The 25,806-nt window shown below is 56.8% G+C and carries 22 protein-coding genes and 1 rRNA gene; 9 read left to right on the top strand and 14 right to left on the bottom strand.

The features are described from left to right. A 5S ribosomal RNA gene (gene rrf, locus AACV31_RS19155) occupies positions 1-109 on the top strand; the annotation flags it as partial. Between the two features lie 136 nt (positions 110-245). Here the strand turns inward: rrf and mobB are convergent. Together mobB and mobA are read right to left on the bottom strand one after the other, a co-directional pair. Continuing rightward, a complete protein-coding gene (gene mobB / locus AACV31_RS19150; protein WP_165155011.1) occupies positions 246-758 on the bottom strand; it encodes a molybdopterin-guanine dinucleotide biosynthesis protein MobB in 513 nt (170 codons plus the stop codon). Further along, a complete protein-coding gene (gene mobA / locus AACV31_RS19145; protein ID WP_165155014.1) occupies positions 758-1,336 on the bottom strand; it encodes a molybdenum cofactor guanylyltransferase MobA in 579 nt (192 codons plus the stop codon). The genes mobB and mobA overlap by 1 nt, the downstream gene beginning before the upstream one ends. 66 nt (positions 1,337-1,402) lie before the next feature. Between mobA and AACV31_RS19140 the strand changes: the two genes are divergently transcribed. The 3 genes from AACV31_RS19140 (at position 1,403) to dsbA (ending at position 3,386) form a co-directional block, all read left to right on the top strand. Further along, entirely contained in the window at positions 1,403-1,672 is a 270-nt protein-coding gene (locus AACV31_RS19140) for a YihD family protein (protein ID WP_075197284.1), read from the top strand. A 76-nt stretch (positions 1,673-1,748) separates the two neighbouring features. Further along, positions 1,749-2,735 (top strand): serine/threonine protein kinase, encoded by a 987-nt coding sequence (locus tag AACV31_RS19135; RefSeq protein ID WP_007765664.1) that lies wholly within the window; start codon positions 1,749-1,751, stop codon positions 2,733-2,735. 27 nt (positions 2,736-2,762) lie between these two features. Further along, positions 2,763-3,386: a thiol:disulfide interchange protein DsbA gene (gene dsbA / locus AACV31_RS19130; protein WP_041924226.1), complete on the top strand. Its 624-nt coding sequence runs from the start codon at positions 2,763-2,765 to the stop codon at positions 3,384-3,386. A gap of 26 nt (positions 3,387-3,412) precedes the next feature. On the opposite strand, the gene AACV31_RS19125 is transcribed toward dsbA, so the two are convergent. Next, complete coding sequence (locus AACV31_RS19125) at positions 3,413-4,321, bottom strand: acyltransferase (RefSeq protein WP_165155016.1); 909 nt, start codon at positions 4,319-4,321, stop codon at positions 3,413-3,415. Positions 4,322-4,750: 429 nt separating this feature from the next. Here AACV31_RS19125 and polA point away from each other — a divergent pair, with 429 nt between their 5' ends. Together polA and AACV31_RS23230 are read left to right on the top strand one after the other, a co-directional pair. Next, the gene (polA, locus tag AACV31_RS19120) at positions 4,751-7,534 is read left to right on the top strand and encodes a DNA polymerase I (protein ID WP_165155018.1); all 2,784 of its coding nucleotides are present in this window, start codon (positions 4,751-4,753) and stop codon (positions 7,532-7,534) included. Positions 7,535-7,699: 165 nt separating this feature from the next. Further along, a complete protein-coding gene (locus AACV31_RS23230) occupies positions 7,700-7,747 on the top strand; it encodes a spot 42 RNA, inhibition of DNA synthesis (protein ID WP_071892919.1) in 48 nt (15 codons plus the stop codon). A 92-nt stretch (positions 7,748-7,839) separates the two neighbouring features. Here AACV31_RS23230 and yihA read toward each other — a convergent pair whose 3' ends face one another. Next, positions 7,840-8,475: a ribosome biogenesis GTP-binding protein YihA/YsxC gene (gene yihA, locus AACV31_RS19115; protein ID WP_041924225.1), complete on the bottom strand. Its 636-nt coding sequence runs from the start codon at positions 8,473-8,475 to the stop codon at positions 7,840-7,842. Positions 8,476-9,065: 590 nt separating this feature from the next. On the opposite strand from yihA, the gene yihI reads away from it, so the two are divergent. Both yihI and hemN read left to right on the top strand, forming a co-directional pair. After that, a complete protein-coding gene (gene yihI / locus AACV31_RS19110) occupies positions 9,066-9,596 on the top strand; it encodes a Der GTPase-activating protein YihI (RefSeq protein WP_105538915.1) in 531 nt (176 codons plus the stop codon). 184 nt (positions 9,597-9,780) lie between these two features. Further along, complete coding sequence (gene hemN / locus AACV31_RS19105) at positions 9,781-11,154, top strand: oxygen-independent coproporphyrinogen III oxidase (protein WP_075197281.1); 1,374 nt, start codon at positions 9,781-9,783, stop codon at positions 11,152-11,154. A gap of 27 nt (positions 11,155-11,181) precedes the next feature. On the opposite strand, the gene AACV31_RS19100 is transcribed toward hemN, so the two are convergent. From AACV31_RS19100 to glnA, 4 genes are all read right to left on the bottom strand, one after another. Continuing rightward, positions 11,182-11,304 (bottom strand): YshB family small membrane protein, encoded by a 123-nt coding sequence (locus AACV31_RS19100; protein WP_015742995.1) that lies wholly within the window; start codon positions 11,302-11,304, stop codon positions 11,182-11,184. Positions 11,305-11,414: 110 nt separating this feature from the next. Next, complete coding sequence (gene glnG / locus AACV31_RS19095; protein ID WP_032983554.1) at positions 11,415-12,824, bottom strand: nitrogen regulation protein NR(I); 1,410 nt, start codon at positions 12,822-12,824, stop codon at positions 11,415-11,417. 8 nt (positions 12,825-12,832) lie between these two features. Further along, positions 12,833-13,882, bottom strand: coding sequence for a nitrogen regulation protein NR(II) (gene glnL, locus AACV31_RS19090; RefSeq protein WP_165155020.1), 1,050 nt, complete (start codon positions 13,880-13,882; stop codon positions 12,833-12,835). A 199-nt stretch (positions 13,883-14,081) separates the two neighbouring features. Continuing rightward, on the bottom strand, positions 14,082-15,491 hold the full coding sequence (gene glnA, locus AACV31_RS19085) for a glutamate--ammonia ligase (RefSeq protein WP_015742992.1): 1,410 nt from the start codon (positions 15,489-15,491) through the stop codon (positions 14,082-14,084). Positions 15,492-15,869: 378 nt separating this feature from the next. On the opposite strand from glnA, the gene typA reads away from it, so the two are divergent. Next, positions 15,870-17,693: a ribosome-dependent GTPase TypA gene (gene typA / locus AACV31_RS19080; protein WP_007729500.1), complete on the top strand. Its 1,824-nt coding sequence runs from the start codon at positions 15,870-15,872 to the stop codon at positions 17,691-17,693. A gap of 79 nt (positions 17,694-17,772) precedes the next feature. On the opposite strand, the gene AACV31_RS19075 is transcribed toward typA, so the two are convergent. Genes AACV31_RS19075 through yihS form a run of 6 tightly spaced genes read right to left on the bottom strand, consistent with a single transcriptional unit; the run spans position 17,773 to position 25,799 of the window. After that, positions 17,773-19,209, bottom strand: coding sequence for an MFS transporter (locus tag AACV31_RS19075; protein ID WP_165155022.1), 1,437 nt, complete (start codon positions 19,207-19,209; stop codon positions 17,773-17,775). A 49-nt stretch (positions 19,210-19,258) separates the two neighbouring features. Further along, the gene (locus AACV31_RS19070; RefSeq protein ID WP_041924078.1) at positions 19,259-20,665 is read right to left on the bottom strand and encodes an MFS transporter; all 1,407 of its coding nucleotides are present in this window, start codon (positions 20,663-20,665) and stop codon (positions 19,259-19,261) included. Positions 20,666-20,697: 32 nt separating this feature from the next. Next, positions 20,698-21,570, bottom strand: coding sequence for a sulfite exporter TauE/SafE family protein (locus AACV31_RS19065; protein WP_165155024.1), 873 nt, complete (start codon positions 21,568-21,570; stop codon positions 20,698-20,700). Positions 21,571-21,582: 12 nt separating this feature from the next. Then, positions 21,583-23,613 carry an alpha-glucosidase gene (locus tag AACV31_RS19060; RefSeq protein WP_165155025.1) on the bottom strand — a complete coding sequence of 677 codons (2,031 nt, stop codon included), beginning with the start codon at positions 23,611-23,613 and terminating at the stop codon, positions 21,583-21,585. A 49-nt stretch (positions 23,614-23,662) separates the two neighbouring features. Next, on the bottom strand, positions 23,663-24,529 hold the full coding sequence (locus tag AACV31_RS19055; protein WP_165155027.1) for an aldose-1-epimerase: 867 nt from the start codon (positions 24,527-24,529) through the stop codon (positions 23,663-23,665). A gap of 28 nt (positions 24,530-24,557) precedes the next feature. Continuing rightward, positions 24,558-25,799, bottom strand: coding sequence for a sulfoquinovose isomerase (gene yihS / locus AACV31_RS19050; RefSeq protein WP_165155029.1), 1,242 nt, complete (start codon positions 25,797-25,799; stop codon positions 24,558-24,560). Positions 25,800-25,806: the final 7 nt, after the last annotated feature.

Raw genomic sequence — 25,806 nt, 5'->3', positions numbered from 1 at the left:
GCTGTAGCGCGGTGGTCCCACCTGACCCCATGCCGAACTCAGAAGTGAAACGCCGTAGCGCCGATGGTAGTGTGGGGTCTCCCCATGCGAGAGTAGGGAACTGCCAGACATCAATTAAAGAACCCCTCAGCACCGCTGAGGGGTTTTTGCTTTTCAGGGCTCCGGAGAAAACAGATACGGCTACCTGGCCTTTCATTCTTTTCCATAGACTTCTCTATTCGCTCTTCACTCTTTGCCCCCCTTACTCAGTGCTGCTCCGCCAGCCAGTCAGCGATAAACGAAGCGATCTGCACCGGATCGTTAATATCGATTACCGGTAAGGCGAACTGCGGTAAAGGCGTATCACTGGCGATAGCGATAACATGGTCGTCCGGCGTCAGTTCTGCGGCGTCACGCCCCGTGCCCTCCCGAAATAACATAATTTTTGCTATCGCATCGTGTTTGAATCCTTCTACCAGAATCAGATCCAGCTGCGAGCTGTTCATCCGGCTTGCCAGATAATGCAGGTCCGGCTCAGCCTCGTCTGGAGTCTCCGTCATCAGCGCCCAGCGTTTCGCGCTCGCGACCAGTGTCTGCGCCGCGCCCGCTTTGCGAAGTTCATAACTGTCTTTGCCTGGCGTATCCACATCCATATCATGATGGGTGTGTTTAATCAGCCCAGGCCTGATACCTCGCTCACGTAACAATGGAATCAAGGCTTTAAGCAGCGTTGTTTTTCCCGTACCGCTCCATGCGGCAATGCCCAGTAACGGAACCATTATTTCTCCTGCCAGCGTTCAAGCTCGTCCAAAGTATTTACATTGGCGAAGTCATCTTTATTCGCAAACTTCACTGCGCAGCCATTAACCTCACGCAAGAAAACCATCACACGGCGTTCTCCGCGTGCAAGATAGTCAGCCAGAGGCGCCTTAACGGATTGATGCATCAGCGCAATGGCAGGGTGATCACGTTCGCCATCGTTAACCCATACGGCAGAGCGGGCGTCTTTCGCGGACCACAGGCGTTGCGCGAGATCGGCAGGGATATGCGGCGTGTCGCACGGGCAAAAGAGATACCATTCGCTGTGAAGAGACTGCATGACAGAAAGCATCCCCGCCAGCGGCCCCGGAAAATCCGGAAGGGTATCGGTGATGATCGGATAACCGCCCGCGCGATAGGCGTCCAGATCCCGGTTAGCGCTCAGCGCAACGTGCGCTACCTGCGCCGCCAGGCGCTCCGCGACATGCCTCCACAGCGCTTTGCCATTCAGCTGCATCAATCCTTTGTTTTGCCCGCCCATTCGCATTGCCCGGCCGCCTGCCAGCACTACGCCAGTAATCGCGCTAAGCTTATCCAAGAATATCACCTCTTTTCATACGGTTTTGTCCCTGCTAACGTGTCAGCCAGATAAAAGGAGACCATGATGAAATGCAAACGTCTTAATGAAGTTATCGAACTGCTTCAGCCAGCCTGGGAAAAAGACCCCGATCTCAACCTGCTGGAGTTCCTGCAAAAGCTGGCCGCTGAATCCGGTTTTACTGGCGAACTGGCCGATCTTACCGATGATATCCTGATTTATCAGTTAAAAATGCGTGACGCTGATAAAGACGCCGTGATCCCTGGCATCCAGAAAGATTACGAAGACGATTTTAAAACGGCCCTGTTGCGCGCACGCGGCGTGATAAAAGAGTAAAAGCTTGTAAGAGAAGCTCTCGCTGCGGCTTTGAGATGATATCCTGAAGCATTGCTTGTGTTTTCCGGATATCGGGATGACAGATAACGCTTTTAATTTCCAGACGCTACAGCCAGACACCATCATGGACGCCCTGTTTGAACACGGCATTCGTGTGGATTCTGGCTTAACCGCGCTTAATAGTTTTGAAAACCGCGTTTATCTTTTTCAGGATGAAGATCGTAAGCGTTTTGTTGTGAAGTTTTACCGCCCCCACCGCTGGAGCGCCGATCAAATTCGCGAAGAGCATCATTTCGCGCTTGAGCTGGAAACCGATGAAGTCCCGGTTGCCGCGCCGCTGCGCCTTCATGGCGACACCCTGTTGACGCACGATGGCTTTATGTTTGCCGTCTTCCCGGGCCTCGGCGGCCGTCAGTATGAAACGGATAACCTTGACCAGATGGAATGGGTTGGCCGTTATCTGGGCCGTATTCATCAGACTGGCAAACAGCGGCTCTTCTCCCATCGTCCGACCATCGGCATCAATGAATATCTGCTCGAGCCTCGCGCGGTCTATGAGGCATGTACGCTTATCCCTGCGTCGCTCAAGGCAGCGTTTCTGCAGGCGACCGATGCGCTGACGAACGCAGTAACTGCCCGCTGGCAGCCGGGTTACGACGCGCTGCGTCTGCATGGCGACTGCCATCCCGGCAATATTCTCTGGCGCGACGGCCCGTTGTTTGTCGATCTCGATGATGCCCGCAACGGCCCGGCCATTCAGGATCTCTGGATGTTGCTGAACGGCGATGCCGCCGAACAGCGCATGCAGATGGAAACTATTCTGGAAGCCTACGAAGAGTTCACTACATTCAATATCAAAGAGCTTGAGCTGATAGAGCCGCTGCGCGCGATGCGGCAGGTTTACTATCTGGCGTGGCTGATTCGCCGTTGGGAAGATCCTGCGTTTCCACGTAACTTCCCCTGGCTTACTGAAGAAGATTTCTGGCGCCGTCAGACGGCGACTTTTAACGAGCAAATTCGGGCGCTCAATGAGCCTCCTTTACAACTAACGCCAATGTATTGATCTGTAATATTCAGGAGAGAGTAAATGATGAAGAAGATTTGGCTGGCGCTGGCCGGTATGGTGATGGCATTCAGCGTTTCCGCCGCCGACTACGCTGACGGGAAACAGTACAACACGCTGGAAAAACCCGTTGCCGGCGCTCCGCAGGTGATGGAGTTCTTCTCCTTCTACTGCCCGCACTGCTACCAGTTTGAAGAAGTGCTGCATATTTCCGACGGCGTGAAGAAAAAGCTGCCGGCAGGCACCAAAATGACGAAATACCACGTCGAATTCCTGGGCCCGTTGGGTAAAGATCTGACGCAGGCGTGGGCGGTTGCGATGGCGATGGGCATCGAAGATAAAATTACGGCCCCGATGTTTGAAGCGGTGCAGAAAACCCAGACCGTACAAACGCCAGCCGATATCCGTAAAGTCTTTATCGACGCGGGTGTAAAGCCGGAAGAATATGACGCTGCGTGGAACAGCTTTGTCGTGAAATCGCTCGTGGCTCAGCAGGAAAAAGCGGCGGCGGACGTTGGCCTGCAGGGCGTACCTGCCATGTATGTTAACGGCAAATACCAGCTTAACCCGCAGGGCATGGATACCAGCAATATGGACGTCTTCGTCCAGCAATATGCGGATACCGTTAACTACCTGCTCGGTAAAAAGTAATTATACGATGTAAACAAAAAAGCCGGTCACTGACCGGCTTTTTTATAGTGCTGATAAAGGGCTTCAAGCCTGGCGTCTTTCTCATTCCACAATCCATTCAGCCACTGCTGAAAACGACGCTTAAAGTTTTTATCGTTAACGTAATCGCCATGCAGTGAGGCCTCTACCGGCAGTAAATCAATATGCACCACAATGCGTGTTAACTTTCCGCTTAGCATATCGTAAAACGGCGTGCGGTTATTTTCCGGATAACACAGCGTTACGTCTAACATCTTATCAAACTGTTTTCCCAACACATTTAATGTCATTGCAATGCCTGCCGCTTTCGGCGGAAGCAGGTGCATAAACGGTGAATGCAGCTGGCGCTGTTTTTCTTCAGTAAAACGCGAGCCTTCGACGAAATTCACGATCGTCGTCGGCTGATGGCGGAACTTCTCGCAGGAGCGGCGCGTGGTTTCCACATCTTTGCCGCGTCGTTCCGGGTGGCGTAACAGGTGGCTACGGGAATAACGGCGCATAAAGGGCATATCCAGCGCCCAACACGCGAGCCCAATAAAGGGCACCCAGGCAAGCTGCTGTTTCAGAAAATATTTATTCATCGGAATATGCTTACGAAACAGCACGCACAGCACCACAATATCCGCCCAGCTATGGTGATTGCAGATAAGTAAATACCAGCTCTTTTTATTTAACCCGGTCAGCCCCTGGACTTCCCATTTGAGATGCGGGTTCAGGTGCAGCAGTAATGCCAGCCCTTCACACCAGCAATACATCATAAAATTACAAAAGCGGGAAACCGACCGCCAGACCGCCGGTAAAGGCAGCAGCAGTTTAATTATTCCGGCAAGGATAATCGGCACGGAACATAAAATAGTGACCACAATGGTCAGCACGACGCTGAGCATAAGCGTCATCGCGGCGAGTAATCTCGACATAATAGTTTTCAGGCGATTCGATAAAATGCCGGGGACGGCAGAGGGCGCAGATTCTAACAGAAAACATTCTGGCGTAATGAGCCTAAACGTAACCTGCGATGAATACCCATCTGTTTTTAAGCGTCATTCAAGCGAAACGGCAAGGGCGGTTTTTTATATCCACAATAAAACTTTCCCGCCAAAAAATAATTAGCGGCGTCAGGGTTTTTATAAGTTCATGATTTAGTGGGCTATTTACAGCGCTTCGCTATATTTTTATCTCACGTTATTAATAGCTTAGGTTTTTGTGCACAAACTTATCCACAGGCTGCGTTGCGAGCGATCGCGCGGATCGACAAAACTTTCCCTGCGATCGGCCCTTTGGGTTTCATGTTTTGCGCCAGGCTATGGCATCCTTTATCCATAACTTCATTATCAGGCACGGACATTATGGTTCAGATCCCAGAAAATCCCCTTATTCTCGTCGATGGCTCTTCTTACCTGTATCGGGCGTATCACGCGTTTCCGCCGCTGACCAACAGCGCTGGCGAGCCCACCGGCGCGATGTATGGCGTGCTGAATATGCTGCGCAGCCTGATACTGCAGTACCAGCCTACCCACGCGGCCGTGGTGTTTGACGCGAAAGGCAAAACCTTCCGTGATGAACTGTTCGAGCACTACAAATCTCACCGTCCGCCGATGCCTGACGATCTGCGTGCGCAAATTGAGCCGCTGCATGCGATGGTCAAAGCGATGGGCCTGCCGTTACTGGCGGTTTCTGGCGTGGAGGCGGATGACGTTATCGGCACGCTCGCGAAAGAAGCTGCCGCCGCTGGCCGCGCGGTGCTCATCAGCACCGGCGATAAAGACATGGCGCAGCTTGTCACGCCAGACGTCACGCTTATCAACACGATGACCAACACCGTGCTGGGGCCGGAAGAAGTCTGCGCGAAATATGGCGTGCCGCCGGAGCTTATCATCGACTTCCTGGCGCTGATGGGTGACTCGTCCGATAACATTCCGGGCGTGCCGGGTGTCGGCGAGAAAACCGCCCAGGCGCTGTTGCAGGGCCTCGGCGGTCTGGACGCGCTCTACGCCAACCCGGAGAAAATCGCTGAGCTCTCTTTCCGCGGCGCCAAAACCATGGCAGCGAAGCTTGAGCAGAACAAAGACGTGGCGTACCTCTCTTACCAGCTGGCGACGATTAAAACCGATGTAGAGCTGGAGCTGAGCCACGATCGCCTTGAAGTGCAGCAGCCGCTGGCCGATGAACTGCTCGCGCTCTTCCGGCAGTACGAATTTAAGCGCTGGACGTCCGATCTCGAAGCCGGCAAATGGCTCCAGTCGCGTGGCAAACCTGCCGCGAAGCCGGCAGAAACAATAGTCGTCGAGGCGGAGCCGGAAGAAGAGGCTGTCGCGCTTTCCGCGGAACGCTACGTCACTATTCTTGATGAAGAGACGCTTCAGGCGTGGATTGAGCGCATTAAAACCGCGCCGGTAGTGGCTGTTGATACCGAAACCGACAGCCTCGATAACCTGACCGCCAATCTGGTCGGCATCTCGTTTGCCACCGAACCTGGCCTTGCGGCGTATATTCCTGTCGCGCACGATTACCTCGACGCGCCGGATCAGCTTCCGCGCGATCGCGTGCTGGAATTATTAAAACCGCTGCTGGAAGATGAATCGCTGGTGAAAGTGGGCCAGAACCTGAAATTCGACCGCGGCATTTTGCAGAACTACGGCATTGAGCTGCGCGGCATTGTCTTCGACACCATGCTGGAGTCGTACATTCTGGACAGCGTCTCCGGCCGCCACGATATGGACAGCCTCTCCAGTCGCTGGCTTAAACACACCACCATCACGTTTGAGCAGATCGCCGGCAAAGGCAAAAACCAGCTCACGTTTAACCAGATCGATCTCGAACAGGCCGGACGCTACGCGGCGGAAGATGCCGACGTGACGCTCCAGCTGCACCTGAAAATGTGGCCGAAGCTGCAGCAGCACAAAGGCCCGCTGAATATCTTCGAGCATATTGAAATGCCGCTGGTGCCGGTGCTGTCACGTATCGAGCGCAACGGCGTGAAAATCGATCCGGCGGTGTTGCACGCCCATTCGCAGGAGATTGCCCTTAAGCTTGCCGAGCTTGAGCAAAAAGCACATGAAATCGCGGGCGAGCCGTTTAACCTCTCTTCCACCAAACAGCTGCAAACCATCCTTTTTGAAAAGCAGGGCATCAAGCCGCTGAAGAAAACGCCGGGCGGCGCGCCATCCACCTCAGAAGAGGTGCTGGAAGAGCTGGCGCTCGATTACCCGCTGCCGAAAGTCATTCTGCAATACCGTGGCCTTGCGAAGCTGAAATCGACCTACACCGATAAACTGCCGCAGATGATTAACCCGAAAACCGGCCGCGTGCATACCTCTTACCACCAGGCGGTCACGGCCACCGGGCGTCTGTCGTCCACCGATCCGAACCTGCAAAACATTCCGGTGCGTAACGATGAAGGCCGCCGCATCCGCCAGGCGTTTATCGCGCCGGAGGATTACGTGATTGTCTCGGCGGACTACTCGCAGATTGAACTGCGCATCATGGCGCATCTGTCGCGCGATAAAGGGCTGCTCAGCGCGTTTGCTGAAGGCAAAGACATCCACCGCGCAACGGCGGCGGAAGTATTCGGCCTGCCGCTGGAGAGCGTCTCTAACGAGCAGCGCCGCAGCGCCAAGGCGATTAACTTCGGTCTTATTTACGGCATGAGTGCTTTCGGCCTGTCGCGCCAGCTCAATATCCCGCGCAAAGAGTCGCAGAAGTACATGGATCTCTACTTCGAGCGTTATCCTGGCGTGCTGGAGTATATGGAGCGCACCCGCAAGCAGGCGAAAGAGCAAGGGTATGTGGAAACCCTGGACGGGCGTCGTCTCTACCTGCCGGACATTAACGCCAGCAACGCGGCGCGACGCGCAGGCGCTGAGCGCGCGGCGATCAACGCCCCGATGCAGGGCACCGCGGCGGACATCATCAAACGCGCCATGATCGCGGTTGATGGCTGGCTGGAAAAAGAGCAGCCCCGCGTGAAAATGATCATGCAGGTGCACGATGAACTGGTTTTCGAAGTGCATAAGGATGACGTGGAAGCGGTGTCGCAGAAAATCCATGAACTGATGGAAAACAGCATGCAGCTGGATGTGCCGTTGCTGGTGGAAGTGGGCAGCGGCGTGAACTGGGATCTGGCGCATTAATCCTCAAAATGCGCGCAGACGCTTTTGTAACTTAGCAACATAACTAATAGATTTTTGTGATAGTCATTAGAAATTGCTATGTAAAGGATGAAAAGAAATTACAAAAAGTGCTTTTTCCCGTCATAAAAAAAGGGTAGAGTTATCGACGTAGGGTACAGAGGTAAGATGTTCTATCTTTCAGACCTTTTACTTCACGTAATCGGATTTGGCTGAATATTTTAGCCGCCCCAGTCAGAAATGACTGGGGCGTTTTTTATTGCGTCAAAAAAAGCGGACGCGCGAGCCAGGCCCGCGCCGGGAAAGGATTATTCTTGCGGGGCGGCGTCTTCGACGGCAGGCGGCAGGTCGTTAAACCAGGTGTCCAGCTTGATGCGCAGTTTATCCACGCCGCTCTTCTTCAGAGAAGAAAACGCTTCGACCTGGACATCGCCGTTAAAAGCCAGAGCCGCTTCACGCACCATATTCAGCTGCGCTTTACGCGCGCCGCTCGCCAGTTTGTCGGCTTTGGTCAGCAGCACCAGAACGGGAATATCGCTGTCCACGGCCCACTCGATCATCTGCTGGTCGAGATCTTTCAGCGGGTGACGAATATCCATCAGCACCACCAGGCCTTTCAAGCACAGGCGTTTTTCCAGGTATTCACCCAGCGCGCGCTGCCATTTGCGCTTCATCTCTTCCGGTACTTCGGCGTAGCCATAGCCGGGCAGATCCACCAGGCGTTTACCGTCGGCAACTTCAAACAGGTTAATCAGCTGCGTGCGTCCCGGTGTTTTACTGGTGCGCGCCAGGCTTTTCTGGTTAGTCAGCGTATTCAGGGCGCTGGATTTCCCGGCGTTGGAGCGGCCTGCGAAAGCCACTTCAATGCCGGTATCGGAAGGCAGGTGGCGAATATCTGGCGCACTGGTCACAAAGTGCGTCTGTTGATAGTTCAACTGAGTCAAAACGGTCGTCTCCGTCAGGATGAGCATAAGCAATAGCCGCGATTATACCTGAACAGGGATAAAAGGCTGTTGTTCTCTCCAGAGGCTTACAAAACGCCTCCGGGTTATGTAAGAGATCTGCCCTTTTTATATTGAGACTTCGCTGGCTTAAAGCGCCGTCCTTTAAGTTTTACTTAAGTAAAAACAGTCAGTTAACCTTGCAGAAATGTCCGAAAATGGACTTTTGAGGCCGTTAACGGCTTGAGCCTGTCGTTCAGGCTGGTAAAGTAAGCCTCACAGACAACGGAGTGTTGCAACGGATAATAACTCAGGATGAGGGGTCTGGAGCGTCAGGGTGACGAAGCACACAGCATACCAGGACGGTAAACGTCGGAGACGTTAACAAGGATAAAGGAACACGACACGGAGCGTTGTCGGCTGAAGGAAAAACAGGGTTGGTTGTAAGCGCACCAGGACGGTGAATACCGATGACCGGTTAAAAAGTCAGGAAAAAAGGCGACAGGTTTACCTGTCGCCTTTTTTCTTTACTTGCTTTCTGCTAGATTCCGCCGCAATTCTATACTGTTTAAAACGGCCTAAGACGAAAAATTATGAAGCAACCCTCATCCTCTGTGCGTGGCAAAGGCCCCGCCAAAGCTAAAGCTCGCCGTAAAACGCGTGAAGAATTAAATCAGGAAGCCCGCGATCGTAAGCGCGATAAAAAACACCGCGGCCTTGCGCCGGGCAGCCGCGCGACGGGCGCCGACGCGTCCGGAAAATCCTCCGGCCAGTCTAAGCAGAAAGATCCGCGCATCGGCAGTAAAAAACCGATCCCGCTTGGGGTGAGCGACGCTCAGGACACCCGACCTCAGAAGCACCAACCACAACCTAAAAGTGAGAAACCTATGTTGTCACCGCAGGAAGAGCTGGACATGCTGGAGAACGACGAGCGCCTGGACGCGCTGCTGGAGCGCCTTGAAGAAGGGGAAACCCTGAGCGCGGAAGATCAGGCGTGGGTCGATTCCCGTCTCGATCGCATTGACGAACTGATGCAGCAGCTCGGTCTTTCTTACGACGATGATGAAGACGAAGAAGAAGAACAGCAGGAAGATATGATGCGCCTGCTCAAGGGCGGAAACTAACCCTTCCGATGGGGCCGACCGTCCTGCTTATACTCCTTCCGATAGTATGTTATCTGGTGTGGTTATTCGTTAAACTACACCGGCTGTCGCGGCGCCAGAAGTGGCTGCGCAGCCGGCTTGTCACCCGCCATCCGGGTGGGCCAGTTCGCCGAACGCGTCGGCGAAACCGTCGGAAGGAGTAAGCATGTCTGAGCAGGTAATCGACTGGGATCTGGCCCTCATCCAGAAATATAACTATTCCGGGCCGCGCTATACCTCGTATCCCACGGCTCTCGAGTTTTCTGAAGCGTTTGGCGAAGCCGATTTCGCACGCGCGGTCGCGCGTTATCCCGACAGGCCGCTTTCGCTCTACGTTCACATCCCTTTCTGCCACAAGCTCTGCTACTTCTGCGGCTGCAATAAAATCGTCACCCGTCAGCAGCATAAAGCCGACCAGTATCTCGACGTGCTGGAGCAGGAGATAATCCACCGCGCGCCGCTGTTTGCCGGGCGTCGCGTCAGCCAGCTGCACTGGGGCGGCGGTACGCCGACCTACCTCAGCAAAGCGCAAATTAGCCGCCTGATGGGCCTGCTGCGCGCGAATTTCGAGTTCAACGACGACGCGGAAATCTCCATTGAAGTCGATCCGCGCGAAATCGAACTTGATGTGCTGGATCACCTGCATGCCGAAGGCTTCCGCCGTCTCAGCATGGGCGTCCAGGATTTCAATAAAGAGGTGCAGCGCCTCGTGAACCGCGAGCAGGATGAAGACTTCATCTTTGCGCTTATCAAACGCGCGCGGGACGTGGGCTTCACTTCGGCCAATATCGATTTAATCTACGGTCTGCCGAAGCAGACGCCAGAAAGCTTCGCCTTTACGCTGCAACGCGTGGCGGAGCTTAACCCGGACCGCCTGAGCGTTTTTAACTACGCGCACCTGCCGACGCTGTTCGCCGCGCAGCGCAAAATCAAAGAGGCGGATCTGCCGTCGGCGCAGCAGAAGCTCGATATCCTTCAGCAGACCATCCAGTCGCTAACCCATGCGGGTTATCAGTTCATCGGCATGGATCATTTTGCGAAGCCGAATGACGAACTGGCTATCGCCCAGCGTAACGGCGTGCTGCATCGTAACTTCCAGGGCTACACCACGCAGGGCGACACCGATCTGCTCGGTTTAGGCGTCTCGGCGATTAGTATGATCGGCGACGGTTACGCGCAGAACCAGAAAGAGCTGAAGCGCTACTATCAGGCGGTGGATGAGCAGGGCAACGCGCTGTGGCGCGGGCTTGAGCTGACGCGCGACGACTGCATCCGCCGTGATGTCATCAAGGCGCTGATCTGCAATTTCCGGCTCGATTTCGCTGAGATAGAAAAGGCCTGGTCGCTTCGTTTTGATGACTATTTTGCCGAGGATCTGCAACTGCTGGCGCCGCTGGCGAAAGACGGGCTGGTGGATGTGAACGAACGGGGAATTACCGTGACGGCGAAAGGGCGGCTGCTTATCCGCAACGTCTGCATGTGCTTTGACGTTTATCTGCGCCGCAAAGCGCGGCTGCAACAGTTCTCACGCGTGATATAAAAAAAGCGGGCATAACGCCCGCTTTTTTTAACTAAAGAAGGTGACCAGCGCTGCGCACAGCAGGGCGGCAATGGCCGTCTGGGGCGTATGACCCGCGGCGGCGCCCGCCTCTGCGCTTTGCGTGGCGATGTGGATCAGTGATTCAAGCATAACAACTCTCCCCCATAACCGCGCCCGATCATACTCAAGCCTGGCGGACAGTAAAGTATAAAATTAGAGCAATTAGCCGGCGACAGCGCTTTTTTACACAGTGCTGCCGGCTACTCCATGCCCAGCTCTTTTAACTTGCGCGTCAGGGTGTTCCGGCCCCAGCCCAGCAGGCGCGCGGCCTCCTGTTTATGCCCCTGCGTGTGCCGCAGCGCCGTGGTTAAAAGCGTACGCTCCATCTCCGGCTGCGCTTCGGAAAGCAGGTTTTGATGACCGGAACGCAGCGCCCTGTCGGCCCACTGCGCGAGCAGCGTCGCCCAGCTCTCCGGGAGCGCCTGCGACGGCGCGTCCGGCACGCTGGTTTCAAACAGCTCGGCGGGCAGATCCTGAATCAGCACTTCCTGGCCTGCGGCCATGACGGTGAGCCAGCGACAGGTGTTTTCCAGCTGGCGCACGTTGCCGGGCCACGCGAGACGGGTCAGCGCGGCTTCCGTCTCCGGGTGCAGCAGTTTGGCTTCCACGCCCAGCTCGCGCGCCGCCACCTGCAGGAAATGGCGCGCCAGACGCGGGATATCCTCACGGCGCTCGCGCAGCGGCGGCAGGTGCACGCGGATCACGTTCAGGCGGTGGAATAAATCTTCGCGGAATTTCCCTTCCTGAACGCGCAGTTCCAGGTTCTGGTGCGTCGCCGCGATAATGCGGACATCCACTTTCACCGGCGCATAACCGCCGACGCGGTAAAACTGGCCATCGGCCAGCACGCGCAGCAGACGGGTCTGCACATCCAGCGGCATATCGCCGATTTCATCAAGAAACAGCGTGCCGCCGTCGGCCTGTTCGAAACGGCCCTGGCGAATCTGGTTCGCGCCGGTGAACGCGCCTTTCTCGTGCCCGAACAGCTCCGATTCGATAAGGTCTTTGGGAATGGCCGCCATATTCAGCGCGATAAACGGCGCCTTAACGCGCGGGCTGTGGCGGTGCAGCGCATGCGCCACCAGTTCTTTACCGGTGCCCGATTCGCCGTTAATCAGCACGCTGATGGAAGAGCGGGAAAGACGCCCGATAATGCGAAACACATCCTGCATCGCCGGCGCTTCGCCGATGATGTCGGTGGTCGGGCCGAAAACCTGTGCGCTGCGCGGCTGCTGCTGTTCCTGATAGTGGCTAATGGCGCGTTCCACCAGCGCCACCGCCTCGTCGATATCAAACGGTTTCGGCAGATAATCAAACGCGCCCTGCTGATAGGCGCTGACGGCGGCGTCGAGATCAGAATGCGCGGTCATAATGATGACCGGAAGCATCGGATGGCGCTGTTTTATCTGTTTTAACAGCGTCAGGCCATCCATGCCCGGCATACGAATATCTGACAGCAGCACGTCCGGGGTTTTGGTGCTCAGCGCGTCCAGCACCTCGTTACCGCTCTCAAAGGTGGTGCAGCTTAAGCCTGCTCCGGTGAGCGCGCGCTCAAGCACCCAGCGAATGGAGCTATCGTCATCGACGATCCAGACAATCCCTCGTTGCATAATCACCTCTATTTCCGAATAGGCAGGAAGACCGAGAATTCGGTATGGCCTGGCCAACTGTTAAATTCGATTTTTCCCGAATGCTGATCGATAAGGTTGCGGGCGATGGAAAGCCCCAGCCCGGTGCCGCCTTCGCGGCCGCTGACCATCGGGTAAAACAGCGTATCCTGCAGATGCGCCGGGATGCCCGGCCCGTTGTCTTCCACGTCGATGCGGGCCGCCAGACGGTAGCGCACGCCGTGCAGCGTCAACTGAAACGCGGTGCGGGTGCGCAGCGTGATTTCGCCGCCTCCTTCGCCCAGCGCCTGAAGCGCGTTACGCACGATATTCAGCAGCACCTGTTCTATCTGATCCGGGTCGTGGGTAAATTCCGGCAGGCTCGGATCGTAGTCGCGTATTAGCGTGACGTTTTCCGGCAGCTCCATGGAGACCAGCTTCACGACCCGCTCGGCCACTTTATGGATGCTTTCGGTCACGTGCATGCCCGGCTGCTGCGGCCCTAACAGACGGTCTACCAGATTACGCAGGCGGTCGGCCTGTTCGATAATGACTTTGGTGTATTCCGTCAGCGACGGATCGGGCAGGGCGCGGCTTAGCAGCTGCGCTGCGCCTCGCAGGCCGCCGAGCGGATTTTTGATTTCATGCGCCAGGCCGCGCACCAGGTCGCGCGCGGCGACTTGCTGGGCATGCTGGAGCTGTTCCTGGCTGAGACGCCGCTGATTATCCATCGGGGCCATCTCCAGCAGGATCAGGCCGTCCGGCAGACGTTGCGCCGTCAGGGAAAGAATGTGTGAACGACCGTCGATCACCAGCGTCACTTCGTTATCGGTAAATCCCTGGCCTGCGTTCAGGCTCTCCTGCATCAGGCTGATATTCAGGGAAAAATAACTCAGCAGCTCCGGTAAGGGCGTGCCATAAAGCTTACGTGAGCTTTGCGCGAGCAACTGCTGCGCCGCCGGGTTGGCGTAATGCACCGCCAGTTCGTCGTCGACCAGTAAAATGCTATTGATTAATGCGTTAAGGATCTGCCCAGCATCGGGCAGCGTGCCTGTTGCCATTCAGCAGTCCCCCAGGGTTTGCACCATTTTAGTGCATTATAGCGTTTTAACGCTAAAAAGGGCGTTAAAACCGGTATCGGGTGGTGAAAAAAGCCCATCCGAAGATGGGCTAAAGTTTCCACGGCAACAAAAAAACATTCGCGGATTTCACGCAGTGGCGACAACCTGAAATCCGCTGGCTATCAACATCAAAAAATCATTACACGCTGTAGTAGAGTTCGAACTCTACCGGGTGCGGCGTCATGCGAACGCGATCGTTCTCTTCGATACGCAGCGCGATGTAAGCATCAATCGCATCGTCGGTGAACACGCCGCCTGCGGTCAGGAACTCGCGGTCCTGATCCAGCGCATGGAGGGCTTCTTCCAGCGAGCCGGCAACCTGTGGGATCTCTTTAGCTTCTTCCGGCGGCAGGTCGTACAGGTTTTTGTCCATCGCTTCGCCCGGGTGGATCTTGTTCTTGATGCCGTCAAGACCGGCCATCAGCAGGGCAGCGAAGCACAGGTACGGGTTAGCCGCCGGGTCCGGGAAGCGCACTTCGATACGACGCGCTTTCGGAGACGCCACGACCGGGATACGGATAGACGCAGAGCGGTTACGCGCGGAGTAAGCCAGCATTACCGGCGCTTCGTAGCCCGGGACCAGACGCTTGTAAGAGTTGGTGGTCGGGTTAGACAGGGCGTTAATCGCTTTAGCGTGTTTGATTACGCCGCCGATGTAGTACAGCGCCTGCTCAGAGAGACCGGCGTATTTGTCGCCAGAGAACAGGTTGGTGCCGTTTTTGGACAGCGACATGTGGCAGTGCATACCGGAGCCGTTATCGCCGAACATCGGTTTCGGCATAAAGGTCGCGGTTTTGCCGAAGCGGTGCGCGACGTTATGCACGACATATTTGTAGATCTGAATTTCGTCCGCTTTCTTGGTCATGGTGTTGAAGCGGGTCGCCACTTCGTTCTGACCGGCGGTGGCCACTTCGTGGTGGTGCGCTTCAACGACCAGGCCCATCTCTTCCATCACCAGACACATGGTGGAACGCAGATCCTGCGCGGAATCTACCGGCGGAACCGGGAAGTAACCGCCTTTCACGCCCGGACGGTGGCCTTTATTGCCGCCTTCGTATTTGGTGGAAGAGTTCCACGCGCCTTCGATGTCGTCGATAGCGACATGAGAGCCGGAGATGGAGCTGCCGAAGCGGATGTCGTCAAACAGGAAGAACTCAGGTTCCGGCCCGAACAGAACGGTGTCCGCGATGCCGGTAGAGCGCAGGTACTCTTCCGCGCGCTTGGCGATAGAACGCGGGTCGCGATCGTAGCCCTGCATGGTGCCCGGCTCGAGGATATCGCAACGAATAATCAGGGTCGGTTCTTCGTAGAACGGGTCAATGACAGCGGTGGAGGCGTCCGGCATCAGCACCATGTCAGACTCATTGATGCCTTTCCAGCCACCGATGGAGGAACCATCGAACATTTTACCTTCTTCGAAGAAGTCGGCGTTCACCTGGTGGGCTGGGATGGTGACGTGCTGTTCTTTACCTTTAGTATCAGTGAAGCGCAGATCCACAAACTTCACTTCATGTTCATTCAGCATCGTCAGAACGTGTTCAGCGGACATACTTAACTCTCCCGGATTTGTCATTGTCGTCGTGGTAACGAGGTCTTCAGTACTTATTAAAATTGGCGTTGCCGCCCTGAATTCTTTAAAGCGAAATCTGTGCCAACTTTCAAATTCCCCCAAAAAGGCGCTATGATGCGTGTCATAGTGCAAAAGGGCTGCACCACGATGGAGAGATTGCACCAATATAGTGCCTGTGTGTAAAAAACAAGCACTGTGTTGGTGCAATTTACGTTTAATAGCCCTTTTACCGCTGCGTGAAAAGGATCACAAAGCCTGGCGACAACACTTGTTTGCGTCAGATGATTGTGATCCTGTTTAGTCCTTCGATTAATACGTGTACAATAACGCGCTATTTCTAATGCCTGAGGCAAAGTTGTGATCGAAAAATTGCGTAACATCGCCATCATTGCGCACGTTGACCATGGTAAAACGACCCTGGTTGACAAGCTGCTGCAGCAATCCGGTACGTTCGACGAACGTGCTGAAACTCAAGAGCGCGTGATGGACTCCAACGATTTGGAGAAAGAGCGTGGGATTACCATCCTCGCGAAAAACACCGCGATCAAATGGAATGATTACCGTATCAATATCGTTGATACCCCAGGGCACGCCGACTTCGGTGGTGAAGTTGAACGTGTAATGTCCATGGTTGATTCCGTGCTGCTGGTGGTTGACGCATTTGACGGCCCCATGCCGCAAACGCGCTTCGTGACCAAGAAAGCATTTGCCCATGGCCTGAAACCTATCGTGGTTATCAACAAGGTTGACCGTCCGGGCGCGCGTCCTGACTGGGTTGTGGATCAGGTCTTTGACCTGTTCGTTAACCTCGACGCGACCGACGAACAGCTGGACTTCCCTATCGTTTACGCATCCGCGCTGAACGGTATCGCAGGTCTGGACCACAGCGACATGGCTGAAGACATGACCCCGCTGTATCAGGCGATTGTTGACCATGTACCGGCACCGGACGTCGATCTCGACGGCCCGCTGCAGATGCAGATCTCCCAGCTGGACTACAACAACTACGTTGGCGTTATCGGCATCGGCCGCATCAAACGCGGTAAAGTGAAGCCGAACCAGCAGGTCACTATCATTGATAGCGAAGGCAAAACCCGTAACGGTAAAGTCGGTAAAGTGCTGGGCCACCTGGGCCTGGAGCGTATCGATACCGATCTGGCGGAAGCTGGCGATATCATCGCAATCACCGGTCTTGGCGAGCTGAACATCTCCGACACCATCTGCGATCCGCAGAATGTCGAAGCGCTGCCGGCTCTGTCCGTTGATGAACCGACCGTTTCTATGTACTTCAACGTCAACACCTCTCCGTTCTGCGGTAAAGAAGGTAAATACGTTACCTCTCGTCAGATCCTTGACCGTCTGAACAAAGAGCTGGTGCACAACGTGGCGCTGCGCGTTGAAGAGACCGAAGACGCTGACGCGTTCCGCGTATCGGGTCGTGGCGAACTGCACTTGTCTGTTCTTATCGAGAACATGCGTCGTGAAGGTTTCGAACTGGCGGTTTCCCGTCCGAAAGTTATCTTCCGCGAAATCGACGGCCGTAAACAAGAGCCGTTCGAGAACGTGACGCTGGACGTTGAAGAACAGCACCAGGGTTCTGTAATGCAGGCGCTGGGCGAGCGTAAAGGCGACCTGAAAAACATGAATCCGGACGGCAAAGGCCGCGTACGTCTCGACTACGTGATCCCAAGCCGTGGCCTGATCGGCTTCCGTTCTGAGTTCATGACCATGACCTCCGGTACTGGTCTGCTGTACTCCACCTTCAGCCACTACGACGATATCCGTCCGGGCGAAGTGGGCCAGCGTAACAACGGCGTACTGATCTCCAACGGTCAGGGTAAAGCGGTAGCGTTCGCGCTGTTCGGTCTGCAGGATCGCGGCAAGCTGTTCCTGGGTCACGGTGCGGAAGTCTATGAAGGCCAGATCATCGGTATTCACAGCCGTTCTAACGACCTGACGGTAAACTGCCTGACCGGTAAGAAACTGACCAACATGCGCGCGTCCGGTACGGACGAAGCGACGGTTCTGGTTCCGCCGATCAAAATGACGCTGGAGCAGGCGCTGGAATTCATCGATGACGATGAACTGGTTGAAGTGACTCCGCTGTCTGTGCGTATCCGTAAACGTCACCTGACGGAAAACGATCGTAAACGCGCTATGCGCGGTGCGAAAGAAGAGTAATACGGTGCATCCGTAAACCGGGCAGGCGTTCGCGCCGCCCGGTAGGAATAAAAAGCCGCTGAGGATTCAGCGGCTTTTTTTATGCCTTTGCGCTGACGGTCGGCGCAGGGCGCTGGCGGCTTACCGCCGGTGCGCTATCTGGCGTCTTTTTCCGCCGGGCTATCTCTTCGATAATCGCCGCAAACCGCGCCTCGTTAAGTTTATAAAACAGACCCATGATAACGGCGGCAGCCAGCGCCAGCCCGCAGGGCCAGAGGAAAATCAGCTGGCGCAGGCCATCAAGCGTCCCGGACGTTTGCAGCGCATTCGGCACATAGCCAATCTCCGTGAGCATAATCCCGGGCAGAAACCCCGCCAGCGCGGCGGAGATCTTACGCGAGAACGTATAGCCGGTATAAACCGAGCCTTCGGCGCGAATGCCGGTTTTCCATTCGCCGTAATCCACCGTGTCCGGCACCAGCGCCCAGTTCAGGCTGTTCACAAACGCGGTGCCGAAAAACGCCATGCAGGAAAACAGCACAAAGCTCAGCGACGTCGCCCCCCATACATAATTGAAAATATCGCCCAGCGCCCAGAGCGCCAGCCCGCCGAGATAGACCTGCTTTTTGCCAAAACGCTTCACCGCGCCCGGCACCATAAACACGCCGACCAGAATGCAGCCCATACTGAAAAAGCCCATCCACGACAGTAAATGCAGGTCGTTAAGCACGTACTGGGTGTAATAGACCTGGATTGCGAGCTTGATATTAAACGCCGCGAGCGTGCAGAGATTCGCGATACACAGCACCAGGAGAGGCGGGTTCTGGAAAATCGCGCAGAACGATTTCAGCATCCCTGGCTTATGCCCGGCGGGCACCACTTCCACGTAACGCTCGCGCACGCCGCGGTAGCAGCACAGCATGCTGATAAGCCCGACTACGGCGAAAATCAGCGCCGCCGTCAGGTAGCCCAGCGACGGGCGCGCGGCGAACAGCGACTGAATCGGCATAAAGCCGACGGTGCACAGCAACAGCCCGAGCGTCGCGCCGCCCTGGCGCCACGCCGCGAGATGCGCGCGCTCCTGCGGGTTTTTAGTGATGGCGGGCACCATCGCGCCATACGAGCAGTTCATCAGGCTGTAAAACAGACCAAACAGCATAAACAACACCGTGGCGAGCGCGGTTTTCATGGTCAGCGGCAGATCGTTGGCGACAAACTGCGCCGTTGCCACCAGCGCCACCGGGAACGACGCAAAAAGAATAAACGGCCGGAATTTACCGCGTGGGCCGGGCGCCCGCCGGGAATCTACCAGCACGCCGGTCAGCATATCGGTCAGCGCCGTGAAAAACTTCGCCACCAGAAAAATCACGCCGCCGTAAAACGCGGGCAGGTGAAGCTCATCGGTATAAAATTTCAGGAGATAAAGCGTCCCGATGCACAGCATCAGGTTGGAGCCGAAATCGCCCATGCCGTAAGAAAACTTCTCCCGCAGGCTCAGCCGGAGCGTCAGCGGGTCCTGATTCGTGAATGCCGTCATAGCCGTTCCTCAAAGCGAGGGCCCGCGCCTGGCGCGGGCGCCGTGATGGTTACGCGCCGGGCGAAAACGCCCGCTTACGGTTTTCCAGTTCATCCACAATCCGCACGTACATCTTCTCGTTAAGGTTGTAGAAAAAGCCCATGGCGACAATCGTCACCACCGCCAGCACGCACGGCCAGATGAAAATCAGCTCGCGCAGGCCTTCGGTCGTGGCGGCCGACTGTACGGCATTCGGCACATAGCCGATTTGCGTCAGCATCAGGCCAGGGAAAAACCCGGCCAGCGCCTGGGAGACTTTGCGAAAGAACGTAAAGCCGGTATAGACCGTGCCTTCCGAGCGCACGCCGGTGCGCCACTCGCCATACTCCACCGTGTCGGAGACCAGCGCCCAGTTCAGGCTGTTCACAAACGCCGAGCCGAAAAACGCGAGGCAGGAGAACGTCACAAAGCTCACTGAACCGCTGCCGAAGGCGTAATTAAGCACATCGCCCACGGCCCAGATCAGCAGTCCGCCGATATAGACTTTCTTCTTACCAAAGCGCCGCACCGCGCCCGGCATCAGGAAGACGCCGATAAAAATGCAGCCCATGCTGAAGAAGCCCATGTACGAGAGCAGAATCGGATCGTTGAGCACGTACTGGGTGTAATAGACCTGAATAGCGAGCTTGATGTTAAACGCGCCGAGCGTGCAGAGATTAGCGATGCACAGTACAAACAGCGGCCGGTTGCCCGCGATGGCGCGAAACGACGCCAGCAGCCCCGGCTTGTGCGCCGGGCTGGTGGCCGCGGCTTCCACATACCGCTCACGCGTGCCCGCGTAGCACCACCACATAAAGAGCAGGCCGAAGAGCGAAAACAGCGTGGCGGCGAAGATATAACTCAGCTGCGGATTACCGTCGATGAGATTCATCACCGGCACAAACCCGACGGTACAGAGCAGCAACCCGAGCGTCGCGCCGCCCTGACGCCACGCGGCAAGCGACGCGCGCTCGTCCGGGTTTTTCGTAATGGCGGGCACCATCGCGCCATACGAGCAGTTCATCATGCTAAAGAACAGCCCGTAGAGCATGAACAGCACCGTCGCCATCACGGCTTTACCGGTTATCTCAAACGGCGTGCCGACGAAATTCGCGATAGCGAGCAGGGTTACCGGAAAGGCGGCGTACAGCACAAAGGGCCGGAACTTGCCCTTTGGCCCGATCCGGCGGCGCGAATCGAGCATGATGCCGGTGCCCATATCGGTAAACGCCGTAAAGAACTTGGCAATCAGGAAGATAATGCCGCCATAAGTGCCCGGCAGCCCCAGCACATCGGTATAGAACTTCAGCAGATACAGCGTGCCGATATCCAGCAGGATATTGGAGCCCAGATCGCCCATTCCGTAGGCGAGTTTTTCTTTAAAAGGCAAACGCAGCGTGGCTACGTCGTGATTCTGAACGGTATTTGTTTGAGACATTGTTTTTCTCCATCGCACACGCAGGCGGCGCGTTATGTCTGATCCGCGGCCCGGATGGCCGCGACCTTCTTGCCAAACAGAAGCTGTAAAACCGCGAGGACCCCGAAAGGCGGCGCCAGCGCGCTGAGCGTGGAAATCCCCAGCGCGCCTTTGATGAGCATCGCCCCGGAGGCGATAAGTAGCAGAAAGACCATCACCCTGAAGACCCTGACGGAAATACGTTGATGAACGTACTGGCCCACAAACGAGCCGAGGATCATGGTGGGAATGCAAAACAGCACCAGCTTGAGGGTGGAGAGCGTTAAGATGCCGCTGGTGGCGAGCCCGCCGATAATGGCGGCATTGTTCGCCGTGAAAAAGGCGTTGAGCGTACCGCGAAACGCGGCGGGCGCCAGGTTTCGCAACATCCCGTAGACCACCACCGGCGGTCCGTTGGTGGAGAATGCCGAGCCTAACGCGCCGGCGATCACGCCCGTCGGCATGGCAATCCAGTTTTTGTCATACACCGGCAGCCTGGGAATAAACAGGCTGTAGAAAGAGTAGAGAATCAAAAATCCGCCGAGCCCGAGCTTCATTATCTGATCGGGCAGACTCGCGAGGGCGTAAAGGCCCACCGGCACGCCGACAAATGAGAAGATAATGAGCACCAGCGCTGACTTCCATTGCGTCTCCTTGCGCGAAAGCCAGGTCGCGTACAGCGCAGTGGCCGTGCCCACGATAACCGACATGGGCGCCGCCATTTTTAACGGCAGCAGCAGCGTTATCAGCGGCATCGTGGTGAGTGCGCCGCCAAAACCGGCGCAGATCCCAACGAAGGTATACAAAAACATGATGCCGATAATCGCGATGACCGTACCGTTGCCGAGCGGGAGGCCATCAGGGGTGAAAAGGGTAAAGAAGCCCATGATTTTTCCTTTTTACATGGGGTTTATCTGACGCAGCGTGGCGAAAAGAGACTGCCATTCGCTGCCCTCCCGGTAAAAGACGGGCGGTTTGCCGAGCGGCGCGTCCACGGTGAGGTCGCCGCCGCCGTGCGTTTCGCCCGTCCAGACGTTCACCCAGCGATCGTCAGGCAGCCACAGCGTCCAGTCCTGGCGGCCCTCTTCATACACCGGCGCGACCAGCAGATCGCGGCCAAATAGATACTGATATTTCAGCGTGTAGGCGCGGGGCTCGTCCTCATAGTGCAAAAACAGCGGCCGCATCACCGGCAGCCCGGTGCGGGCGTTTTGCGCCACCGCCTGTTTGATATAGGGTTTGAGCGTGGTGAAAATCGTTGTCATGCGGGCGAAATGCGCGATGGTTTCAGCGTCGCTGTCGAACTGCCAGTTATCGCCGGGACGATTGCCTTCATGCGTGCGCATCATCGGCGTAAAGGCGCTGAAATCGCACCAGCGCAGCAGCAGCTCTTTGCTGCGCTTCATCGCAAACAGCGTGGTGTAACCGCCGATATCGCTGTGGTGCAGACCGTGCCCGGACATCGCCAGCGACAGCGCGGCGGGGACCACTGAGGCGAGCCCGTCGTCGAGACTCCAGTCGACGTTCTGATCGCCTGCCCACATCATCGTTGAATATTTCTGGCTGCCGGTATAACCGGCGCGCATAAAGAACAGTACCTCGCCGAGTTTGCCGGTCTCCTCAAGCGCTTCGTAGTTGCACTGCGCCCACAGCGCAGGCCAGGCGTTATGCATAATCTCCGCGCTGACGCCGTTATGCAGGTGTGTGTCGGTTGGCAGATATTCGCCGAAGTCGGCCATCCAGCCGCCGCAGCCCAGCTCAATAAGCTGTTTTTTGATGACCTCTTTATACCAGGCGTACGCCTCCGGGTTGGTCAGATCGACGACGCCTGCGTAGAACTCGCCAAACTCGACGTGATAATCCTTGCCTGCGGCATCTTTTGTCAGAAAACCACGCGCCGCCGCCTCTTCACACAGGTCGCGATCGCTTGCCACATACGGGTTGATATAGGCGAGGAACCGCACGCCTTCGCGCTGCCACTCCTGAATGCGCGCGTCCAGTTGCGGGTAGAGGTCGCGGTTCCATTTCCAGTTCCACATCACGCGTTTGCCGAAAGAGGTCATACGGATGCCGGACCAGTCCTGCGCCCAGATGCCGTTTACCTTCACGCCGCCGCGGCGCATTACGTCGAGTTTCTGCTGGCAGACCTCGGTGCCGCCCTGAATGCCGAGCGTCACGCCATCAAAAATCCAGTCCGGCAACGCTGGCTGGCGGCCCAGCAGCGCGGTGAGTTTTTCCAGCAGTTCGATGTAAGTCGGCGCGCATTCGAAGCGCAACGTCGCCTGGTTTTCCCAGAACGCCAGCTCATGGTAGTGCGGCGCGCTGAAATCGAAATTCATATAGCCGCTGTTATCGACGTGGCAGTAGTACTTCTGGGTGCTGACAAAGGTCGGCTGCGGGAAGAACGTCCAGTAGTAGTCTCCGCCAGCGTTCTCTTTACAGTCGGCAAGCCAGGTGACGTGGCTCTGTTTGTTGCGGCCTACGCCCTGTTCGCTGGTCCACAGCGGGAACGGCTTGCCGCGCAGGTCAAAGTAAGAGAACTGCTCGCCGCAACCGTAAATATGATCGTCCGGCTGCGCCGCCAGCCGCAGCCAGAGCCGGTTGTGTGCGGGAGCGTCGTTATTGAGTTTAAGCACCAGGCGCTGGTGGTCATCGGTACTCACCTCAAGCGTGGCGCCGACCGCATCGCCGCGGGTAAAGCGAATGAGCCAGCCGAAAGGTCGCTCGCTGACGGTCGCCTGCGTCAGGGCGATTTTTTCATTGAGCCGGTCCTGGATGCTGAAATTGCCGCGGAACATCTCAATATCCGCTTCGCCCGCGCCTGCCCACAGGCACGGCGTCTGCGGGGTATGGCGCAGGATCGTTCTTTGCTGGTACGACAACGTAAACCCGTCGTCGCGGGAAATCAGTTGAATGTGTGGCGAAGCCATGAAGACCTCCGGTGTAGGGTAATCAGTCAGTAAGGCGGTGTTGTTTTGCTTATTCGCCGCCGATCTCTATGTTCATGGTGTGCGTCTGGCCAGGCGTGAGCCTGACCAGATCAATGCCGGAATTAAACGCATTGGGCGGACAGCTCATCGGCTCAATGGCAAGCCCGACGCGGCCCAGCTTTTCGCCGGTATAGACCTGTATCCAGGGCGCTTCGGCCCGCAGCCAGACCGACATCGTGGCGTGCGACAGCCTCGCCTCCCAGTGGGAGGGAGACAGCGCTTTGAAGGTGTGGTCGATTGGCGTGTCGGCAATGCGACGTGGGGTGCGGAAATCGAGCCCTTCGTGAGTTGCGGGATGAAGCCGCGCGGCGTCAACCTCCAGGATTTGCGCGGCAGGCAGCGTGAGCTCGCACGCGCCGATGTCATGCAGACTGCAGGTCAGGTAGGGGTGAAACCCGACGCCGTAGGGCGCCGGGGCATCGCCCGCGTTGGTGCCTGCGATACGCACGCGCAGGCCCGCATGCTCATCAAGCTGATACGTGACGTCCGCCGTCAGCATAAAAGGGTAACCATAGGTCGGCGGCAAAAAGGCGCTCAGTACCACGTGCGTGGGGCCTTGCTCGCGGATAGCCCAGTTATGCCACGCCAGCAGCCCGTGAATGGCCGTATTGCCGACGCGATCGTTAATCGCGGGCGTCAGCGTCTGGCCCGCAAAGGTGAAGCGCCCGTCGGCGATACGATTCGGCCAGGGCATCAGCACTTTACCCAGATGCGCGAGCGGCATCGCCTCAGGCGGGTGCGGGATCACGACGTGGCGCTGACGCCGCGTCAGCGAGGCCAACCCCGCCCCGACCGTCACGATCTCTGCCTGCCATTCACCTGCCGTTAACGCAATGGTGGTGCCGCTTTTATGCATTCTCGTCTCCTCGCGTGGTGTTAGCGCGTTATTTCGCGAGGCTGTCGAGCAACCCGGCCGCGACCGCAGGCGCAAGGCCCGGCGCGAGCGGCAGGCGAGGGATCACCAGGCAGTGCAGGAGATGGTAGATATCCTGTTTGCCGTCCCAGACTTTGGTGGTCACCTGATTGTTTTCGTCCAGCTCCTGCCACCATGAGCCGTTTTCGTAATCCATCAGGTATTGCATGCAGTAGTCCCACCATTTCTGATACCAGGCTTCATACTGCGGATCGCCGGTAACGTTGTAGAGCGCCCAGGCGGTGCCCATAGCCTCGACAATCGGCCAGCGCACGCGTTCGCGAACAATCGGTTTGCCGTCCCAGCCGACGGAATAGACAAAACCGTCTGCGCCGTCGGGCGCCCAGGCGTCGCGGATCGTGGCGTTAAACAGGCCTTTCGCGTCCTCAAGCAGCCATTCCGGAGCCGCATCGCCGCGCGCCAGCAGGGCAGCGCGCAGATGCAGCATCAGGCGGCCCCATTCGATCCAGTGGCCTGGCGTGCCGCCATAGGCGCGGAACCGGTGAGCCGGGTTCTCTTTGTTGTAATCGCGGATGGGGTTCCAGCGGGTGTCGAAATGCTCATTGACGCGGTAATCGCCTTTGCGGGCGACATCGTGAATGATGACCGAGGCGACGCGCAGCGCGCGATCCAGCCATTTCTTCTCCTGGGTGACGTCGTAGACGATAAGAAACGCTTCGACAGCGTGCATATTGGCGTTGCCACCGCGGTAGTTTTCCGTCTCGGTGAACGCTTCGTCCCACGACTCCAGGCACATCTGCTCTTCTTCGCTCCAGAAATACTTCTCGATCACCGCAATGGCGTCATCCAGCAGCGCGCGGGCGGCGGGATGGCCGGTGGTGACGGCGCTGGCTGCGCCAAGCAGTACGAAGAAATGCTGATAGCCCTGCTTGGAGGCGTCCATCACGCCCTTGTCATTCACGCAGGCGTACCAGCCGCCATACTGTTTATCGCGCAGCGGGCCATTAAGGGCATTGATGCCATGCTCCACCAGCGCGTAAGCGCCAGGGCGGCCCATCAGCGCGGCGACGGCATAGACATGCAGCATACGGGCGGTGATCCACAGATGCGTGCCCATCTCTTCTTTCACCTGGCCGTTGTTTCCCAGCCAGCCAAAGCCGGTGGGCACGGCGGCGTTGCGGCCAAACGCGAAAATACGGTCGGTTTCCTGTTCCAGCCAGCGGTGGTGACTCAGTGTGTTAAACCATTTCATTGTCTGT

This window comes from Cronobacter sp. EKM101R (genome assembly GCF_963888145.1).
Taxonomy (GTDB): Bacteria; Pseudomonadota; Gammaproteobacteria; order Enterobacterales; family Enterobacteriaceae; genus Cronobacter; species Cronobacter turicensis.
Note: the sequence above shows the minus strand (reverse complement) of the source record. Positions and strands in the feature narration are given on the sequence as shown.

Bases quoted from the DNA above. Each gene is read 5' to 3' on its own strand.
- dsbA (WP_041924226.1), top strand. From the start codon at position 2,763: ATGAAGAAGATTTGGCTGGCGCTGGCCGGTATGGTGATGGCATTCAGC.
- AACV31_RS19060 (WP_165155025.1), bottom strand. From the start codon at position 23,613: ATGGCTTCGCCACACATTCAACTGATTTCCCGCGACGACGGGTTTACG.
- yihS (WP_165155029.1), bottom strand. From the start codon at position 25,799: ATGAAATGGTTTAACACACTGAGTCACCACCGCTGGCTGGAACAGGAA.
- AACV31_RS19135 (WP_007765664.1), top strand. From the start codon at position 1,749: ATGACAGATAACGCTTTTAATTTCCAGACGCTACAGCCAGACACCATC.
- yihI (WP_105538915.1), top strand. From the start codon at position 9,066: ATGAAGCAACCCTCATCCTCTGTGCGTGGCAAAGGCCCCGCCAAAGCT.
- polA (WP_165155018.1), top strand. From the start codon at position 4,751: ATGGTTCAGATCCCAGAAAATCCCCTTATTCTCGTCGATGGCTCTTCT.
- glnG (WP_032983554.1), bottom strand. From the start codon at position 12,824: ATGCAACGAGGGATTGTCTGGATCGTCGATGACGATAGCTCCATTCGC.
- AACV31_RS19140 (WP_075197284.1), top strand. From the start codon at position 1,403: ATGAAATGCAAACGTCTTAATGAAGTTATCGAACTGCTTCAGCCAGCC.
- hemN (WP_075197281.1), top strand. From the start codon at position 9,781: ATGTCTGAGCAGGTAATCGACTGGGATCTGGCCCTCATCCAGAAATAT.
- glnL (WP_165155020.1), bottom strand. From the start codon at position 13,882: ATGGCAACAGGCACGCTGCCCGATGCTGGGCAGATCCTTAACGCATTA.
- AACV31_RS19075 (WP_165155022.1), bottom strand. From the start codon at position 19,209: ATGACGGCATTCACGAATCAGGACCCGCTGACGCTCCGGCTGAGCCTG.
- mobB (WP_165155011.1), bottom strand. From the start codon at position 758: ATGGTTCCGTTACTGGGCATTGCCGCATGGAGCGGTACGGGAAAAACA.
- AACV31_RS19065 (WP_165155024.1), bottom strand. From the start codon at position 21,570: ATGGGCTTCTTTACCCTTTTCACCCCTGATGGCCTCCCGCTCGGCAAC.
- glnA (WP_015742992.1), bottom strand. From the start codon at position 15,491: ATGTCCGCTGAACACGTTCTGACGATGCTGAATGAACATGAAGTGAAG.
- AACV31_RS19100 (WP_015742995.1), bottom strand. From the start codon at position 11,304: ATGCTTGAATCACTGATCCACATCGCCACGCAAAGCGCAGAGGCGGGC.
- AACV31_RS19055 (WP_165155027.1), bottom strand. From the start codon at position 24,529: ATGCATAAAAGCGGCACCACCATTGCGTTAACGGCAGGTGAATGGCAG.
- AACV31_RS19125 (WP_165155016.1), bottom strand. From the start codon at position 4,321: ATGTCGAGATTACTCGCCGCGATGACGCTTATGCTCAGCGTCGTGCTG.
- AACV31_RS19070 (WP_041924078.1), bottom strand. From the start codon at position 20,665: ATGTCTCAAACAAATACCGTTCAGAATCACGACGTAGCCACGCTGCGT.